Below are 16,231 nucleotides of genomic sequence, written 5' to 3'. Positions count from 1 at the left end.
AAAGGAGGAAAACAGGATGGCGGGTCAGCATCTTGGACTGGCAATTGCCTTTATTTATGTATGCCTGGGGCTGATCGGCATAGGCATGCTGCTCTTGTTTTATATGAAAATCCGGCATTTGCGCATTCAGCGCAAAACGAAGGAATATCAGCGGAAGCATCAGGATTACTTCCTGTTTCTCCAAGCCCATCTGGGCGATGCCGAGGAGCTTCCGCTACCGCCCGGCAAGCTTGGGGATCTGGAGCGGCGGGTGATCCAGCAACGGGTAACCGAGTGGATCGAACAATTTAAGGGCGATTTGCAGCAGAAGCTGATCGCTTTATGTTACAACGCCGGTTTTGTCCGGGAAGACCTGAAGTTGCTCGACAGCTTGTTTTACGGGCGGCGGATCGCCGCTGCCTACCGCCTCGGCGGAATGCGGGCGGCCGAAGCGGTGCCGCGGCTGCTGGAGATGCTGAAGCATCAGAAATATAGTCCGCTGAGCATCGTGCTTGCCCGCTCGATCGCCAAAAGCGCGGAACAGGAGCAGCAGCTTAGGGATATGCTGGTCCATCTCCTGCGCCACGGCAAGCCGATTCATCACCTTGCCGCCGATATCCTGATGGAGACACGGCTGGATGCGAGCCGGCTTCTGCTCCAGTTGTTGAAGGAGGATAACGAGGATTTGGTCAAGGTGGCGCTGGCTGCGATGCGAGGACAAGAAGTGCCGGAGGAGGCACCGGCACTGGGACGATTTGCTTTTGCGCTTGAGAGGAGGGAGACCACTGCTTAGAGATATTTTGCTGATCTATGGCCTGTTTGCGACGTATTACGTCATGACGGTCAACTTGGTTTATTTTTCGATCATGACCTTTTCGTTCCGGCAAATTCTTACGATCTTCCGCCGGGCTGCCTATTCGAAATACAACACGTTGTCCGGTTCCGAACTGGTACCGCCGGTTTCGTTGCTGGTGCCGGCTTTTAACGAGGAGATCACGGTCATCGAAAACGTCAAATGCCTCCTGACCCTGAATTATCCGACTTACGAAGTGATCGTGATTAACGACGGGTCCAAGGACAACACGCTGGGGGTGCTGCGGGACGAATTCGAGTTGATGCTGCTGCCGGATCCGGACATCCGTCACACGATCGACTGCCAACCGATTACGGCGGTGTACCATAACCCGAAGTATCCACATCTGTACGTCATCGACAAGCCCAACGGCGGCAAGGCCGATTCGCTGAATGCCGGCATCAACCTGTCGCATTATCCGCTCATCTCTTCGATCGATGCCGATTCGCTGCTGGAGAAGGATGCGTTGATCCGGATGGCCCGCATGTATATGGAGAACCCGGAGGAGACCGTCGCCATCGGCGGCGACGTGCGAATCGCCAACGGCTGCGTGATCGAGAACGGGGCGGTGAAGGAAGTTTCGCTGCCCCGTAAAATCTGGCCGATGTTCCAGGCTACTGAATATCTGAAGGCGTTCCTCGGAGGGCGGATCGGTTGGAGCTCGATCAACGGGCTAATCATTGTGTCGGGAGCGTTCGGCCTGTTCCGCAAGGATTATGTCATCGCCGTCGGCGGTTATCGCGGAGGGTATCCCGGCGAGGATATGAACATCATCATCAAGCTCCACCGTTATATGCTGGAGAATAAGTTGAAATACCGTATTTCATTTTGTCCGGAAGCGGTGTGCTGGACGCAGGCGCCGGATACGTACCGGATTCTGTCCAACCAGCGCAAGCGATGGGGCCGTGGTAATCTGAAGAACATGATCGAGAACTACGACATGGCCTTCAATCCGAAATACAAGGTGATGGGGCTCCTGACGATGCCGTACAACATCATTTTTGAAGCATTAAACCCTTATTTCAAAGTTACCGGGCTGCTCGCCCTGATCGGGTACACGTTGCTCGATATGACGCATTGGCGGGTCCTTGCGGTGTTCTGGCTGATCAACTTCCTCAGCGGTTACGTGCTCAGCATCGGGGCGTTACTCCTTGAGGAACTCGCGTTCAAGCGGTTCAATAAGCTGTCGGACTTGTGCAAGCTGCTGTTGTTTTCGGCGTTCAAGTTTTTCGGTTACGCACAGCTCGGGGGATTGTGGCGGATTCAAGGGCATATCCAGTTTCTGCGCAACAACAATTCCTGGGGGACGATGACCCGCCAAAGCTGGCAGGACAAAGGGGAGGCGGCCGCCAAAACGGCGAAACCGGCCAAATCCGCATAGCCTTCGGGCATCTCTCCTCCTCCCCCCGCTTCGCGGCCGGTGGCCGGAAAGGGGATGATAGGGTAAAGGGAAGGCTTGGATCCACGAAATAACCAAACAAGGATAAACTTACGGAAGAAGAAAGGCGGGAATGAATGATGTCAAACCTGATGGCACTGCAAAACCAAACGGAACGATCCGGCTTATATGCCGACATGGAACAACGCGTGAGGGAAACGGCCAACGAGGTGAACGGGGTGCTGTTCATTTATTCCGCAGGCGGCCCCTCTTACGTGGCTTCCCAAGTGCGGGGAATTCTGGAATCCGAACCGGGACTTCAGTTTGATGTATGGGGCGGAGACGAGCCGGGGAGCGTGGCGGTACTACTGCCGGGCCTGGCGCTGGATGCCGTCCATTATCAAGGCTTGCGGCTGAAGCAGCAGCTACAGGAGCGCATTGCCGATTATCGTCCGCGGATGGCGCTGTCCAGCTTCTCTACACGGGAGGAAATCACGCCGCAACTGCTGAGTCAAATGGAGGAGAAAGCCAAGCAGAATTACTCCGATGATATCCATATTTTTACGAAAGCGGACTTGTTGCTCGTAAAAAGCCGGATCCTGATCGTAGAGGGAGACCCGGCGGTACGCGAATTCCTACAAATCCGGCTGAATATGCAGGGCTATGAGACGATGATAGCCGATAACGGCATCACCGCCTTGGATTTGATCACCGACTGGAAGCCCGATCTGGTACTGACGGAGCTGAACTTGTACGGCATCGACGGTCTGCCTTATATACATCAAATCCAGCAGGCGAGCGGCGAGGAGATGCCGAGTATCGTCGTCCTGACGGAACAACGCGTAGAGAAGACGATCAGCTTGTGCTTCCAAAACGGGGTGGACGATTACATCACTAAGCCGTTTTCCCCGGTGGAGCTGGATGCCCGAATTCGGCGTTGCATCCAATAATTTGACCCGAATCAATTACAGACAAAAAATGGAGGTAGAAACCTGTGAATAATCATTACCAGAAGCTGATGAATGCGATTGAATCGAAAACCGCCGTATTGGGCGTTGTGGGTCTAGGCTATGTCGGACTGCCGCTAGCGGTCGAAATGGTAAAGCAGGGTTTCCGGGTGGTTGGCATCGATCTTGATGTCGCGAAAATCGATAAAATCCTACGTGGAGATTCGTATATCCACGATATCTCTTCCCAAACATTGGCGGAAGCGATGGGGACGGGACGGTTTCTTCCAACCACGGATTATGCGAATTTGTCCGAAATTGACGCGGTCAGTATCTGCGTGCCGACGCCGCTGAGCGAAAACCAGGACCCCGATACCTCCTACATCGTCACCGTGGTGGATCAGTTGAAACGATACATGAAGAAGGGCATGCTAATCACGCTGGAAAGCACAACCTATCCGGGGACGACCGAAGAGCTGATCCAACAAGAACTGGAGAAGCTGGGGTATACGGCTGGCGAAGATTTCTTCCTCTGCTTTTCACCGGAGCGGGTGGATCCATCGAATTCGAAATTCAACACCTTCAATACCCCGAAGGTCATCGGAGGAACGACGAAGGCCTGCCTGGATTTGGGGAAGGCACTGTATTCCCGGTATGTCCAAACGGTCGTGCCGGTTTCTTCGCCTAAAGTAGCGGAAATGTCCAAACTGCTGGAGAATACGTTCCGCAGCGTCAACATTGCCTTTGTCAACGAAATGGCCATGATGTGCGACCGCATGGGCATCGACATTTGGGAAGTGATCGATGCGGCGAAGACCAAGCCGTTTGGGTTTATGCCGTTTTATCCGGGACCTGGCATCGGGGGTCACTGCATTCCGCTGGACCCCATGTACCTGAGCTGGAAAGCGAAGGGTTTCCGTTTCTACAGCCAGTTCATCGAGCTGGCGCAGTCAACCAACGATAACATGCCATATTACGTCGTCAACAAGACGTCCAAAATCATGAACGAATACGCTAAATCGATCAAGAAATCCCGGATTCTCATACTCGGCATGGCTTACAAGCCTGATATCGCCGACCTGCGCGAATCCCCAGGTTTGTCGGTGTACGAGCTGTTTAAGGATAGCGGAGCCAAAGTGGATTATTATGACCCGTATGCGGCAAGCTTCCGTGAAAAATCGGGCGGCGTCGTGCACAGCGTTGCTTACGAGCTCGACAAATTCAAGGCCTACGACTGCATCGTGTTGGTGACCAATCACAGCAATTTCGATTATGAGGGGATCGCCCGCCTCGGCGTGCCGATCGTCGATACGCGTAATGCGTTCCGTGAGTATCCGCTGCCGCATGTCTACAAGATTGGACACTCCGTTGCGCAGGTCAACGAAGAGTCTCCTGCGCTGATCGTAGGATAAAAGGACAGGAGCTTGATGTTCAGAAAGCCGATATTCGTTCGCCTTCGGGCCTTTCCGGGAAGCAAGCGGCCAGCCCTGCTTGCGTTCGGCGGGATGCTAATGATGGTTTTGCTTGTTTTATTGGCTTTTATCCGGCCATCGGGTTCACAAGCGAAAGCCACCTGGATCTGGGAGACCACGGTCATCGAACAGCATCCCGGCGAGGTGCTGGCCTTTGCACGCAAGCAGGGCGTGGACACCCTCTTTCTGCAGATCGGCGGCGGGGTGGGGAAGGAGAGCTATCGTAGCTTCATCCGAGCCGCTGCTAAAGCCGGCATTCAGGTGCATGCCTTAAGCGGCCACCCGGATTGGGCGCTGCGGGAGCACAGGAACGAGGCCGAGGAGTTTCTGAAGTGGGTGGTCGATTACAACCGGGAAGCGAGGGCCGAAGAGCGGTTTACCGGTGTACAGCTGGACGTCGAGCCCTATTTGCTGGACCGCTGGCAGACGGATCAGGAAGCCGTGGTGGAACAGTGGATGGAAGGCGTCCGCGCCTGGACGGAAGAAGCGAGGTATAATGAGCTCGCGATTGGTGCGGCCGTTCCGTTCTGGCTGGACCAGATCGACCACCCGAGCGGGACTCTGAAGTTGCCGCTTGGCAATTGGATGGTGGACCAGTTCGATTATTTGGCGATCATGGCGTATCGGGATGTCGCAGGCCGCATCTATGAAATCTCGAAGCGCACGCTGAATGAAGCGGATCGGCAAAATAAGCGGGTATGGGTTGGCGTCGAGGTGGGCGAAAGTCGGGAAGGGCCTGGCATTTCCTTCCATAAACAGCCGCTTGCCTCGCTGAACCGGGAGATGAAAGGGTTGGAGGAACTGGGAAGCAAGCACAACTCGTTTGCCGGTATTGCCGTTCATAGTTATGAGGCTTGGCACAGTAAACTTAGTGGGCCTTAAACCGAAGGCTGTCCCCTAGATATAGACGGGACAGCCTTTTGCTCGCCCCCCTGAAAGACCGGATCTTCGCATTAGGACGTTCGGGACAGCCTTCCCCATTTTTGCTATAATAAAAATAATTGCGTTTTGAAGAAATGGAGAGATTGTCATGATATTACATAAAGGCGAAATCTTGTTCCGGCAAGGGGACGACGGTTCTTTTCTGTACCATATCAAAAGCGGACTGTTCAAAGTGACACGACTGCATGAGAACGGGAACATGGTCTTGTTTAATATCTTGTACCCGGGGGAAACCGTGCCCCATCACTCCCTGATCACCCCGAAAGAGGTGCATGGGACGGCGATTGCTTTGATGCGCAGTGAGGTAGAGGCGATTCCTTCTCAGGTGTGGTATCGCGAGCTTCAGGAGGATCCGCAGAAACCGCTTGAGGTTGCTCAGCTCCTGCAGGAGAAGGTACGTTTCATGCAAGAGCGGCTTGACCATTTAACGGTCGGCACGCCGGCCGAACGGCTGGAACTGCTGACGAAATGGCTGGGTCAGCACGCCCATGGCGTACCCTTGACCGATTACTTAACCCAGGAGGAAATCGGCCAACTGATCGGCGTGCGGCGCGAAACGGTCAACCGGCTGTTGCGCGGCCATGGACACGAACGGGCCTAAACCTGAATAGATGACAACAGCGCGGACGAGGGGAGATTTCCCGTGTCCGCGCTTTTTGTTGGTCTTCAGGGAACTAGTTGATCGTATCTTCCAGGCTGTCCGCCGGGCCGAAAAATTCAAAGTGAATCCGTTCGTCCGGAATGCCCCATTCCTTCAAGGCGCGTCGAACCGCCTTCATGAACGGTACCGGTCCGCAGAAATAAAAGTCGCTATCGGCCGTTGTGACCGTCTTGAGCCAAGGAAGATCGATGTAACCGGCTTTGTCGCTGCTATCGCCGGTTTCCGGCGTTTCGTATACGGTGTAAGAGCGCAGGTTATCGTGGGTCTGTGCGAGTTCGTCGATGTGCTCCTTCATGGCATGATGTTTGCCGCTGCGGGCGGCGTGGATATAGACGACATCTCGCTTGGCTCCGCTTTGCAGCACTGTTTCCAGCATGCTGACCATCGGGGTGAGGCCAACGCCGCCGCTCAACAGCACAAGCGGCAGGTTCTGCGTTTGATCCAATGTGAAGTCACCGGCTGGAGCACTGAGTTCAAGCACGTCGCCTTCCCCAATATGGGAGTGCAAGTAGGTGGAAACGACACCCGCCGGGCGATCTTCGGCGGCCTCCTCACGCTTCACCGAAATTCGGTAATAGGGCTGCCCGGGTGCCGCAGACAAGCTGTAATGGCGCAGATGGGTATATTCCTGGCCTTTCGGCTTTACGCGGACGGTAATATATTGTCCCGGCAAGTAGGAGGCGATCTCATTGCCGTCCTCCGGCTTCAGGTAGAACGAGGTGATCACATCGCTCTCGGGGACTTTACGTTCAACGACAAAGCGGCGAAATCCGCGCCAACCGCCCATTTTCTCCGCTGTCTCACGATACATCTCGGCCTCTACACTGATAAACACGTCAGCAATCACGCCATAGGCTTTGCCCCAGGCATCGAGAATTTCATCGGTTGCTGCGTCACCAAGCACCGTTTTGATTGCCGCAAGCAGATTCTCACCGACGATCGGGTAATGCTCCGGTTGGATCCCCAGCGCCCGGTGTTTTTGGGCAATCCCACGAACGACCGGGAGAATCTCTTCCAGACGATCGATGTGGGCGGCGGCGGCATAAACCGCATTGGCCAGCGCCGTAGGTTGTTTACCTTGACGTTGATTGGCATGGTTAAATACGTTCAGCAGCTCGGGGTGATTTTTAAACATCGTCTGATAGAAGTTTTTCGTAATGGTTTGTCCATGGATCTCAAGAACTGGTACCGTAGATTTGATAATCTCAATTGTTTTGGCGTCAAGCATGGGTGAACCCTCTTTCTAGAAAATTTCGTTCCACCTCAGTATAGGAAGCGTCAGCACGTAAAAAGGTGACTTCTGTCACATTGAAAGTTGCCAAAATGTGAACTGTTACTAAAATGCAATGACAAGTATCACATTATTCGCTAAAAAACAAAAAAGCTTGTAGGCTGTCCCGTGCAGTCATGATCAGATATGTGGTATAATATAAATAGAAGAAATTCTAACAGAAAGGATCAGGATACCATGTGTCCCCGAAGGACGAAATCCCAAAGGACGATTTGGAAACGTTGTGATCTCTCTTATACTTAGCTCCTTTCGTGGCTAGTCGGTAATTTGGCGACAAACCTACGAAAGAAGCGTGAAATCATGCGAAGGATGAACTCCTCATGGATCTGCTCCGTAGGGTGTTGCCGGATGGTCAACCAAACTACGATAAGAGGGATTCCAAATGAGGACAAAAGCAAGATGGCAAACGTACGGTACTCGATTATTTACGATGTTGCTAGGATCTAGTTTATTGGCTTTTACGTATTACCACATCAATTTTCAGAACGGATTGTCGGAAGGCGGATTTGTCGGCCTAGCGTTGCTTGGCAAATACCTGTTTAACCTGCCTCCGGCATTGACGATGATCGCGCTGGATTTGCCGATCGTGGTACTCGCCTGGTGGCTGAAAGGCCATAAGTTCGTGATCAATACGGTGGCGGCTTCGCTGACGTTCTCGCTGGTTTACGAGCTGTGCGAGAAATACTCGCCATTGACGATGAACCTGCAGAACAACTTGCCGTTGGCTGCGTTATTGTCAGGGCTCTTGACCGGTTTCGGGGCAGGACTCGTGTTGCGGGCAGGTGGAGCGAGCGGCGGGGATGATATTCTGTCCATGCTGCTAAGCCAGTGGTCCGGCATCAAAATCGGTACGATGTTTATCATCATGGATGCGGTCGTGCTGACGGTCTCCTTGTTATATTTACCATTCAAAGAAACCATGTTTACGATATTGGCGGTGCTGATCGCTGGGAAAATGATTACTTGGACCGTCCATTACGGACAGGGACAACTGGCGCCGATGCGTCTGCCTTACCCAATGAAAGAGAAAACGGCTCGAGCTTAAGGCTCGGGCCGTTTTTTTGACTTCTCAGGATCTCCAGGAACCCTGCTGCCTGCGAATCAACACGATTTGTCCCGCATGGTAGGCATCATGCAGCATCCAGCGGGAGAACTCGCGTCCCACGGATTCGTTCGTATTCGCGTAAGGCGCTTCCAATTCCTCATTGGATAAGGAAGCGATCGCCTCGCGCAGTTCCAGCTGAATCCGTTTCGTTTCCGCCAGCACCTCTGCCCACACGGCTTCATCCGGCGTTCCGCCAGCGAAGGTCTCCTCGTTGGTTTCCACGCGAGCGTCCGGCTCCACCCCTTTTAGGCGGCTAAGCATCCGCTCGTTGTAATAATTAATATGACTGACCGTTTGCCATATCGTGTTGCCGCCGCCCGGCGGAGCCCAAATGGCTTGCTCGGCGGTCGTGCCTGCCAAAGCCGTTGACAACGGTACGATCCACTCCTCCAATTCCCAAGTGTTGTCTTTTTGCAGTACAAGTAAATCCACGGCACTTACGCTCATCTGATCTCCTCCTCGTCATTGTAACTGGCTAATCCATATTTAAAGGGTTACAATGGTATTGTAGCAGAAGATGGCAAGAATGTAACTATTCATTTATAGATTTGGTCGTTACATCTTGGGGGAGGCCTTCGGAGTTGGAGACATTATGGAGTGATTTTCTAAATAGCCAATGGCATGACTGGCGGGGAAGCGGACGCAGCGAAGATCGGCTGGAACTACGGGCTTGGCAAGAGCGATTCCTTAGCGACTGGCATCTCGCCGCACCCGTACCGATGCCTGCGGAAGCAACTTCGGCAATGCGTCATTTTCGGGAGCGTTTGCATCTGCTAGCCGTCAAATTGGCGGACGGCGGCGGCATGGAAGATGGGGATTGGCAGCTGCTCAACGAGCATTTAGCGCTTGATGTAGTGAGCCGTCGTCTGATTGGCCGGCCGGGAGCGGTTCGGCTGGTATATGTTCCGGTAACGGAGGATTGGCGCCATGTGCGGGCGGAAATCGCCGCGAGCTTCGGCGAAACCTTACTTGGGGGAGAGACGGGAAGGATTCGCGTGTGCGATAACCCTGATTGCCGCTGGATTTTTTATGATGATACGCGAAATCGAACGAAAAAATACTGCGATGATAAAATGTGCGGCAACCTCATGAAGGTGCGGCGGTTTCGTGCCCGTAAAAAGGCCGGAGAGGAGCGGGGCGAAGAATCATGATCCTCTCCCAAAAGAACAAGGCTGCCGGGATCGGCAGCCTTGTTCTGTACTAGCTTCTTTATTCTTGCGTATCTTGGAACAGGTAAAGATATTCTCCGTACCCTTCCTTCTCTAGATCCGCTAACGGTACAAAGCGGAGCGCCGCGGAATTAATGCAATATCTGAGGCCCGTTGGTTCCGGGCCATCCTCGAAGACGTGGCCCAGGTGGGAGTCGCCCAGCCGGCTGCGCACTTCGGTGCGGATCATGAAGTGACTCGTATCGGTTTTTTCCTTGACGTGGTAGCTGCGGAGCGGGCGCGTAAAGCTGGGCCAGCCGCAGCCTGCGTCGTATTTGTCGCGGGAGCTGAACAGCGGCTCGCCGGAGACGATATCGACATAAATCCCTTCTTCTTCGTGGTCCCAGTACTCGCCTGTAAACGGCCGCTCGGTCGCGTTGTTTTGCGTCACCTCGTATTGCATCGGGGTCAGCCGGCGCTTCAGTTCCTCTGGATCCTCCGGGCCGGACCAGTGGCGTTCCAGAAAGTCCTCGCGTCCGGAGCCTTTGCGGTACAGCTTATAATGGCCCGGATTTTTCTTGTGATATTGCTGATGATATTCCTCGGCAGGATAAAAAGGCGCCGCCGGCAAAATCGGTGTGACGATCGGCTTGTTAAAGCGACCGCTTTGCGCAAGCTCTTGCTTAGAAGCCTCTGCCTCCAGACGCTGCTCCTCATCATGGTAAAAAATCGCGGTGCGATACGATTCGCCGCGATCATGAAATTGGCCGCCTTCGTCCGTCGGGTCGATTTGCTGCCAATATAACTCCAGCAGCTTGCGGTAAGGAAACACGGCCGGGTCGTACGTGATCTGCACGGCTTCGTAGTGGCCGGTGTGTCCGGCGCAAACCTGCTCGTAAGTTGGATTAACCGTATGACCGCCGGTATATCCGGAAATAATCCCGTGAATGCCGGGCAGCTCTTCGAATGGCGAAACCATGCACCAGAAGCAACCTCCGGCAAAAGTGGCCAGTTTGACATTGGAATTTGACGCTGGACTCATTGTGATCCCTCCGTTTCGCTCCTTATTATAACTTGTTTTTGCACCAAACCCAAAACGCTTTGCATAAAAGGCTGGTGCTCTCCTGGAGTACGTGCTATAATAACTCCATTAAACATGCATGGTTCCCAAAGGGGAGTAGCTGCTACAATAAAGTCGTCATTACGGGAGTATACATACCCCCGGCTTTATTGGCAACGAAATGTTGTTAGCGAGACCTTTGCCCGTAGCGAGTATTGGGTGAAGGTCTCTTTTGATGCATAAATTGCGTCGTGCCCAATACGGACACGGCGTATTTTTTTTGGATCACTGATGGGGATTGTTCCCGTAATCCCTACCGCATCAATTGTCCGTAGGCCTGACACACTACCTTTACAACAAAGTCAGCGGTCGGTCGTGAGGCGGTTTTTCCGGAAAAAGTGGGATCGCTGCATGGAAATTAGAAAGGGGAGAGAATATGGATTTATTTTCGCCGGAATTTTGGATGGCTTTATTATCCATCGTCCTGATTGACCTCGTCCTAGCCGGAGACAACGCGATCGTTATTGGCCTTGCCGCCCGTAACGTGCCTCACCAGGATCAGAGAAAAGTCATTATTTGGGGGACCATTGGCGCGATTGTGATCCGGGTAATCATGACCTTGCTTGTCGTGCAGCTGCTAAACATCCCGGGATTACGACTCGCCGGCGGCCTTGCTCTTGTCTGGATCGCCTATAAGTTGCTGGTCGAGGAGAAGAACCACGAAATAAAAGCAGGCAACCAAATGTGGGCAGCCATCCGTACGATCATTATCGCAGATGCGATGATGGGCCTCGATAACGTGCTAGCCGTAGCGGGTGCAGCGCATGGGGACACCCTGCTGGTCATTATCGGTCTCGCCGTTTCTGTACCGATTATGGTATGGGGCAGCACGATGATTCTGAAGTTGACCGAACGTTATCCGATCGTGATCACGATCGGTGCCGCCGTACTGGCTTGGACCTCAGCCAAGATGATCGTCGAAGAGCCGCTGATCCACGATTGGTTCGCCAGCCCTTGGATCAAATACGGATTCGAGATTCTCGTCATCGCTGCGGTGGTGCTGCTTGGCACCCAAATGAAGAAGCGTAAAGCGCGCCTTCGCCAAGCGATACCGCAAACCAACGGAGGTTAAGGGTAAAAAAGAACAACGCCGCGGGCGGCCGTTACAATGGCCGCCTACGGCGTTGTTTGCATTTCAGGCAGACCCAACACTATGCGCCATTGTCACGGGAGGTTTGGCGGAATTGTTTGGGAGACATCCCAAAACGTTTGCGGAAAACTTTGTGGAAATAATTGTAGCTCGGGAAACCGGAACTCTCCGCAACGTGCTCAAGCGATAAGGGGCTGAAGATGATCCGCTCGCGCGCCATGTTCAGTCGCACGTCCAGGGTGTATTGAATCATGCTGGTGCCAAACGCCTGCTTGAAGAGATGCACCGCCCGCGACACGCTGATGCCGACGTGGACTGCGGCGTCCTCCAGCTTAAAGGGAGTGGAAGCGTTTTCTTCGATATAATTTTTCAGGCGGTGGGCAAGATAGGTTGGATAGGTAGGTTGCGGCTGCTCCAGTAAATTTCGTTCGATCTCCATGCACAGGATCTTTAAATAGTATTCGGATATTTCTGGTGTCGGGTTGGAGATGCGGCGCTGCTCCAGCATGATCTGACGGAAGGTTCCAACGATGCCCTCGGACAAGGGAACCTTCAGTCGATGAGGAAGCGGCCGGCGGTTCCACCAGGCTTTGATCCATTCCCCAGATAAAAAAATATGGTAATCGCCGCTGGAAACCGCCGGTTCCCCTGTACTGTTCGGTTCCGCTTCAATTTTCAGCTCGTAGGGATCCCCAGGGGCGAACAGCAGCAAATCGCCGGGTTCCAAAAGCTCTAGCCGCCCGTTTAATCGCGAACGGCATTTGCCTAATGTTTGCAGGCGAATGAGATAATTTTCGTGTCCGTCTATTTGCGTCGTGTGGAATGGCTTGCGGTGCAGCGAATAGCCGGCATGCAAAATTTGCAGGTTTGCTTCTTCCTTCATTGGTGTCCTCCACAGGGTCTTCGAAAAAAATGACCAGATTGTTCATGTTTCAATCATATTATTCATTTTACAACGGAGCGTTTTGAAATACCATGGTACATGGAAAGCGCTTTATATGGATCCATCTGATGGCATGAATGGAGTTCTAGGTTATACCACAACTATGGATGAGGTGAACGAGAAGATGACGCAGATTGGTTTGCAGTTGTATACGGTAAGAGATCATTTGGAGCAGGATTTTGAGGGAACGCTGCGCAAGGTGGCGAAACTTGGTTATAAAGGTGTGGAGTTTGCCGGATTTTACGGTCGCTCGGTAGAGCAGGTGCAGGAAATATTGCGGGAAACGGGCTTAACCGCGATCGGTGCGCATACTCCATATAACCGGTTGAAGGAAGCCTTGGATGAGGAATTGGCGTTTAATAAAGCGATTGGCAGCCGTTATATCATCGTTCCTTATTTGGCGGAGGAGGATCGCAACCGCTGGTCGGAAATCATCGAGGATCTGAAAATATTCGGAGAGCGCTGCAAAGAAGAGGGTTTGGTCCTTTGCTATCATAACCATGATTTTGAACTGACGTTGCAGCACGAGGGCAAACCGGCGCTAGATGCGATATACGAGCAAGTTCCCGAATCCTTGCTGCAGGTTGAACTCGACTCTTGCTGGGTTGCGTTTGCCGGGTCGGATCCGCTGGAATATATCGCGACATACCAAGGGCGGCTTCCGCTGGTGCACTGGAAAGACTTGGTTAAGAAAGCGGACGGTTCTCCGGAAACGGTTGAGTTGGGCCGCGGAGAAATCGCCATTACGGACATCGGCGATGCGTCGATCGCAGCAGGTGTAAAATGGTTGATCGTGGAGCAGGATTATTGCGCCGCTGATCCGCTGGACAGCATCCAAACAAGCATGGAGTGGGTGCGTGCCTACGCGGAAAAGGGGGGTAAGCTTCATGTCTAAAACGTTGAAAGTCGCGATCATCGGTTGTGGCGGGATTGCGAACGGTAAGCATTTGCCAAGCCTAGCTCAGCAGCCTGAGGTGGAAATGGTCGCGTTCTGCGACATCGTCCAGGAGCGCGCAGCCAAAGCTGCGGAACAATATGGCGCGGAAGGCGCCAAGGTTTATACGGATTTCCGCCAATTGTTAGCGGAATGCGATGCCGAAGTCGTGCATGTCTGCACGCCGAATGACTCCCACGCGGAAATCACCGTCGCTTCGCTGGAATCCGGCCGCCATGTGATGTGCGAGAAGCCGATGGCCAAAACGGCTGAGCAGGCTCGTCAAATGCTCGATGCGGCCAAACGCACGGGCAAAAAGCTGACGATCGCTTACCAGAACCGCTTCCGCAACGATAGCTTGTACTTGAAAGAGCTGTGCGAAAATGGCGAACTCGGGGACATTTATCTCGGCAAGGCGCTGGCGCTTCGCCGCCGGGCGGTGCCTACTTGGGGCGTATTTCTGGACGAGGAGAAGCAGGGCGGCGGTCCACTGATCGACATCGGTACCCATGCGCTTGATCTTACCTTATGGCTGATGAACAACTACGAGCCGAAGAGCGTCACCGGCTCCGTCTTCCATAAGCTCGGGAACCGCGAAAATGCGGCGAACGCGTTCGGTCCATGGAATCCTGAAGAATTTAAAGTGGAGGACTCCGCGTTTGGTTTCATCACGATGAAGAATGGCGCTACGATCATCCTTGAATCAAGCTGGGCGCTGAATGTGGTTGAAATCGGCGAAGCCAAAACGTTGCTGTGCGGCACGGAAGGCGGAGCGGATATGACCAACGGACTTCGTCTCAATGGCGAGAAATTGAGCCGTTTGTACGAGACGAAGGTCGATTTGGGCTCGGGCGGCGTCGCTTTTTTCGAAGGCAAGCAGGAAACCGATGCCACTCGCGAAGCGAGAGCTTGGGTGCAGGCCATTCTTGAGGATAAGGAGCCGCTCGTTAAGCCGGAGCAAGCGCTCGTGGTAACGGAAATTTTAGAAGCCATTTATGAGTCGGCGAGAACGGGAAAAACGGTTTATTTTGATTAACACTACCCATCGATTTGGTGAACGTAAATGGTAACGGATTCAGCCGCCGAGATGCAGGGGTATAAGTTACAACCAGCGTAATATACTATATTAGCGGCCGCCGCCAAGGCGGCCGTTTTTCAAATGACAAGGGTACCCCCTTACTTTCCAAGGACAAATGTGCTAATATGAAATATACTAACAAAATGTAAGTCTTAAGCCTTTAGGCGGGCAATGATAACGAGGTGAATTTTATGGATGAGCATTCTCATGCGATGTGTCCGCGTTTTGAATCGGCTTTTTCGTTTCTCGGCAAACGTTGGAACGGTTTGATCATCAATACGCTGATGAGCGGGCCAAAACGATTCAAGGATATTTCCAATCAGATTCCTTCCATGAGCGATAAAATGTTGTCGGAGCGGATGAAGGATTTGGAATGTGAAGGGATTCTGATCCGTCACGTTTATCCTGAGACACCGGTTCGTATTGAATATGAATTGACCGAAAAGGGGCGTGCGCTTCGTCCGGTGATGGATGAAGTTCAAGCTTGGGCAACGGAGTGGATCAAGTGATCGGCATGCCGTTACCGGAGAGCGGGCGGCATGAAAACAATAGAAAGTGGGTGTACTTGTGGCTGAGGTAATTGTTATCGGAGCAGGACCGGCGGGAGCCAGCGCAGCGCTTTTCTTGGCCAAAGCGGGTAAAGAAACGCTCGTTCTGGACAGCAACGCTAGCATGACCAAACGGGCATGGATCGAGAATCATTACGGCGCGAAGGATATTTCCGGACCGGATCTTCTAAAGATCGGGCGGGAGCAAGCGGAGAAATTCGGCGCGAAATTCATTGAAGAAAAAGTGACGGGCGTAGATACCAACGGCGGATCGAAAGTGACTGTCAAGACCGAATCCGGCCGCAGTTATGAAGCGTCCCATATCGTATTAGCCACCGGTGCCTTAACCGATCTTGCAAGCGCTATCGGCTTGGAGCTGAAGGATGGCCGGGAACCTAGAATCAAAACCGTGATTGCTACCGATGGCGAGGGCCGTACGAGCATTCCGCGCGTTTGGGCAGCAGGAACGGTTGCTGGGGTTAGCGTGCATACGATCATCACCGCCGGTGACGGTGCGAAGGTTGCGATCGAGCTGATCAGTGAGCTGAATGGCGAGCGTTACGTTGATCACGACGTACTTAAGTGATAAATAAGAACATACGACAGGCCTCCTGATGATATGCTCCCCCTACTGTAGACAGGTGAAATAATAAAACCTGTTTACCGTGAGGGGGAGCATTTTTCATGCCAAATAAAAAGCTTACCGACGTAGAGAAGTTAGCCATTGTACAGGAAATCGAGG

At 53.0% G+C, this 16,231-nt stretch carries 17 protein-coding genes; 13 read left to right on the top strand and 4 right to left on the bottom strand.

What is annotated here, in order from left to right:
* Window positions 1-16: 16 nt before the first annotated feature.
* The 6 genes from KJS42_RS07935 to KJS42_RS07910 all read left to right on the top strand — a co-directional run bounded on the left by KJS42_RS07935 (window position 17) and on the right by KJS42_RS07910 (window position 6,172).
* The gene (locus tag KJS42_RS07935) at window positions 17-772 is read left to right on the top strand and encodes a hypothetical protein (protein ID WP_193418589.1); all 756 of its coding nucleotides are present in this window, start codon (window positions 17-19) and stop codon (window positions 770-772) included.
* A gap of 43 nt (window positions 773-815) precedes the next feature.
* On the top strand, window positions 816-2,213 hold the full coding sequence (locus KJS42_RS07930) for a glycosyltransferase family 2 protein (protein WP_155605591.1): 1,398 nt from the start codon (window positions 816-818) through the stop codon (window positions 2,211-2,213).
* A gap of 134 nt (window positions 2,214-2,347) precedes the next feature.
* Window positions 2,348-3,160, top strand: a complete 813-nt coding sequence (locus KJS42_RS07925; protein WP_155605510.1) for a response regulator transcription factor — start codon at window positions 2,348-2,350, stop codon at window positions 3,158-3,160.
* A 68-nt stretch (window positions 3,161-3,228) separates the two neighbouring features.
* Window positions 3,229-4,569 (top strand): nucleotide sugar dehydrogenase, encoded by a 1,341-nt coding sequence (locus KJS42_RS07920; RefSeq protein ID WP_213622752.1) that lies wholly within the window; start codon window positions 3,229-3,231, stop codon window positions 4,567-4,569.
* 15 nt (window positions 4,570-4,584) lie between these two features.
* Window positions 4,585-5,511: a hypothetical protein gene (locus KJS42_RS07915; RefSeq protein ID WP_244868416.1), complete on the top strand. Its 927-nt coding sequence runs from the start codon at window positions 4,585-4,587 to the stop codon at window positions 5,509-5,511.
* Window positions 5,512-5,659: 148 nt separating this feature from the next.
* A complete protein-coding gene (locus KJS42_RS07910) occupies window positions 5,660-6,172 on the top strand; it encodes a Crp/Fnr family transcriptional regulator (protein WP_155605508.1) in 513 nt (170 codons plus the stop codon).
* A 73-nt stretch (window positions 6,173-6,245) separates the two neighbouring features.
* On the opposite strand, the gene hmpA is transcribed toward KJS42_RS07910, so the two are convergent.
* Window positions 6,246-7,460: an NO-inducible flavohemoprotein gene (gene hmpA / locus KJS42_RS07905; protein WP_213622543.1), complete on the bottom strand. Its 1,215-nt coding sequence runs from the start codon at window positions 7,458-7,460 to the stop codon at window positions 6,246-6,248.
* A 445-nt stretch (window positions 7,461-7,905) separates the two neighbouring features.
* Here hmpA and KJS42_RS07900 point away from each other — a divergent pair, with 445 nt between their 5' ends.
* Complete coding sequence (locus tag KJS42_RS07900) at window positions 7,906-8,568, top strand: YitT family protein (RefSeq protein WP_155605506.1); 663 nt, start codon at window positions 7,906-7,908, stop codon at window positions 8,566-8,568.
* Between the two features lie 24 nt (window positions 8,569-8,592).
* Here KJS42_RS07900 and KJS42_RS07895 read toward each other — a convergent pair whose 3' ends face one another.
* Window positions 8,593-9,075 (bottom strand): DinB family protein, encoded by a 483-nt coding sequence (locus tag KJS42_RS07895; protein WP_193415886.1) that lies wholly within the window; start codon window positions 9,073-9,075, stop codon window positions 8,593-8,595.
* A 134-nt stretch (window positions 9,076-9,209) separates the two neighbouring features.
* On the opposite strand from KJS42_RS07895, the gene KJS42_RS07890 reads away from it, so the two are divergent.
* Window positions 9,210-9,779 (top strand): CGNR zinc finger domain-containing protein, encoded by a 570-nt coding sequence (locus KJS42_RS07890; protein WP_213622542.1) that lies wholly within the window; start codon window positions 9,210-9,212, stop codon window positions 9,777-9,779.
* 58 nt (window positions 9,780-9,837) lie between these two features.
* Here the strand turns inward: KJS42_RS07890 and msrB are convergent, their stop codons facing one another.
* Window positions 9,838-10,818 (bottom strand): peptide-methionine (R)-S-oxide reductase MsrB, encoded by a 981-nt coding sequence (gene msrB / locus KJS42_RS07885; RefSeq protein ID WP_155605503.1) that lies wholly within the window; start codon window positions 10,816-10,818, stop codon window positions 9,838-9,840.
* A gap of 454 nt (window positions 10,819-11,272) precedes the next feature.
* Here msrB and KJS42_RS07880 point away from each other — a divergent pair, with 454 nt between their 5' ends.
* Window positions 11,273-11,968 carry a TerC family protein gene (locus tag KJS42_RS07880; RefSeq protein ID WP_213622541.1) on the top strand — a complete coding sequence of 232 codons (696 nt, stop codon included), beginning with the start codon at window positions 11,273-11,275 and terminating at the stop codon, window positions 11,966-11,968.
* 79 nt (window positions 11,969-12,047) lie between these two features.
* Here KJS42_RS07880 and KJS42_RS07875 read toward each other — a convergent pair whose 3' ends face one another.
* Window positions 12,048-12,869, bottom strand: coding sequence for an AraC family transcriptional regulator (locus KJS42_RS07875; protein ID WP_193415890.1), 822 nt, complete (start codon window positions 12,867-12,869; stop codon window positions 12,048-12,050).
* A 184-nt stretch (window positions 12,870-13,053) separates the two neighbouring features.
* Here KJS42_RS07875 and KJS42_RS07870 point away from each other — a divergent pair, with 184 nt between their 5' ends.
* From KJS42_RS07870 to KJS42_RS07855, 4 genes are all read left to right on the top strand, one after another.
* Window positions 13,054-13,824 (top strand): sugar phosphate isomerase/epimerase family protein, encoded by a 771-nt coding sequence (locus KJS42_RS07870; protein WP_155605589.1) that lies wholly within the window; start codon window positions 13,054-13,056, stop codon window positions 13,822-13,824.
* Complete coding sequence (locus KJS42_RS07865; RefSeq protein ID WP_213622540.1) at window positions 13,817-14,899, top strand: Gfo/Idh/MocA family protein; 1,083 nt, start codon at window positions 13,817-13,819, stop codon at window positions 14,897-14,899. Before KJS42_RS07870 ends, KJS42_RS07865 begins: the two co-directional genes overlap by 8 nt.
* A 233-nt stretch (window positions 14,900-15,132) precedes the next feature.
* Window positions 15,133-15,450, top strand: a complete 318-nt coding sequence (locus KJS42_RS07860; protein WP_068785129.1) for a winged helix-turn-helix transcriptional regulator — start codon at window positions 15,133-15,135, stop codon at window positions 15,448-15,450.
* Between the two features lie 58 nt (window positions 15,451-15,508).
* On the top strand, window positions 15,509-16,075 hold the full coding sequence (locus KJS42_RS07855) for an FAD-dependent oxidoreductase (protein ID WP_193415892.1): 567 nt from the start codon (window positions 15,509-15,511) through the stop codon (window positions 16,073-16,075).
* The last annotated feature ends 156 nt before the right edge of the window (window positions 16,076-16,231 follow it).

The organism is Paenibacillus sp. J53TS2 (genome assembly GCF_018403305.1).
GTDB classification, from domain to species: domain Bacteria; phylum Bacillota; class Bacilli; order Paenibacillales; family Paenibacillaceae; genus Fontibacillus; species Fontibacillus rhizolycopersici.
Note: the sequence above shows the minus strand (reverse complement) of the source record. Positions and strands in the feature narration are given on the sequence as shown.

Excerpts from the sequence above, each read along its gene's own strand:
- KJS42_RS07930 (WP_155605591.1), top strand. The coding sequence starts at position 816 with ATGACGGTCAACTTGGTTTATTTTTCGATCATGACCTTTTCGTTCCGG.
- KJS42_RS07935 (WP_193418589.1), top strand. The coding sequence starts at position 17 with ATGGCGGGTCAGCATCTTGGACTGGCAATTGCCTTTATTTATGTATGC.
- KJS42_RS07910 (WP_155605508.1), top strand. The coding sequence starts at position 5,660 with ATGATATTACATAAAGGCGAAATCTTGTTCCGGCAAGGGGACGACGGT.
- msrB (WP_155605503.1), bottom strand. The coding sequence starts at position 10,818 with ATGAGTCCAGCGTCAAATTCCAATGTCAAACTGGCCACTTTTGCCGGA.
- KJS42_RS07870 (WP_155605589.1), top strand. The coding sequence starts at position 13,054 with ATGACGCAGATTGGTTTGCAGTTGTATACGGTAAGAGATCATTTGGAG.
- KJS42_RS07915 (WP_244868416.1), top strand. The coding sequence starts at position 4,585 with ATGTTCAGAAAGCCGATATTCGTTCGCCTTCGGGCCTTTCCGGGAAGC.
- KJS42_RS07895 (WP_193415886.1), bottom strand. The coding sequence starts at position 9,075 with ATGAGCGTAAGTGCCGTGGATTTACTTGTACTGCAAAAAGACAACACT.
- KJS42_RS07865 (WP_213622540.1), top strand. The coding sequence starts at position 13,817 with ATGTCTAAAACGTTGAAAGTCGCGATCATCGGTTGTGGCGGGATTGCG.
- KJS42_RS07875 (WP_193415890.1), bottom strand. The coding sequence starts at position 12,869 with ATGAAGGAAGAAGCAAACCTGCAAATTTTGCATGCCGGCTATTCGCTG.
- KJS42_RS07925 (WP_155605510.1), top strand. The coding sequence starts at position 2,348 with ATGATGTCAAACCTGATGGCACTGCAAAACCAAACGGAACGATCCGGC.
- hmpA (WP_213622543.1), bottom strand. The coding sequence starts at position 7,460 with ATGCTTGACGCCAAAACAATTGAGATTATCAAATCTACGGTACCAGTT.
- KJS42_RS07860 (WP_068785129.1), top strand. The coding sequence starts at position 15,133 with ATGGATGAGCATTCTCATGCGATGTGTCCGCGTTTTGAATCGGCTTTT.
- KJS42_RS07920 (WP_213622752.1), top strand. The coding sequence starts at position 3,229 with ATGAATGCGATTGAATCGAAAACCGCCGTATTGGGCGTTGTGGGTCTA.
- KJS42_RS07900 (WP_155605506.1), top strand. The coding sequence starts at position 7,906 with ATGAGGACAAAAGCAAGATGGCAAACGTACGGTACTCGATTATTTACG.
- KJS42_RS07880 (WP_213622541.1), top strand. The coding sequence starts at position 11,273 with ATGGATTTATTTTCGCCGGAATTTTGGATGGCTTTATTATCCATCGTC.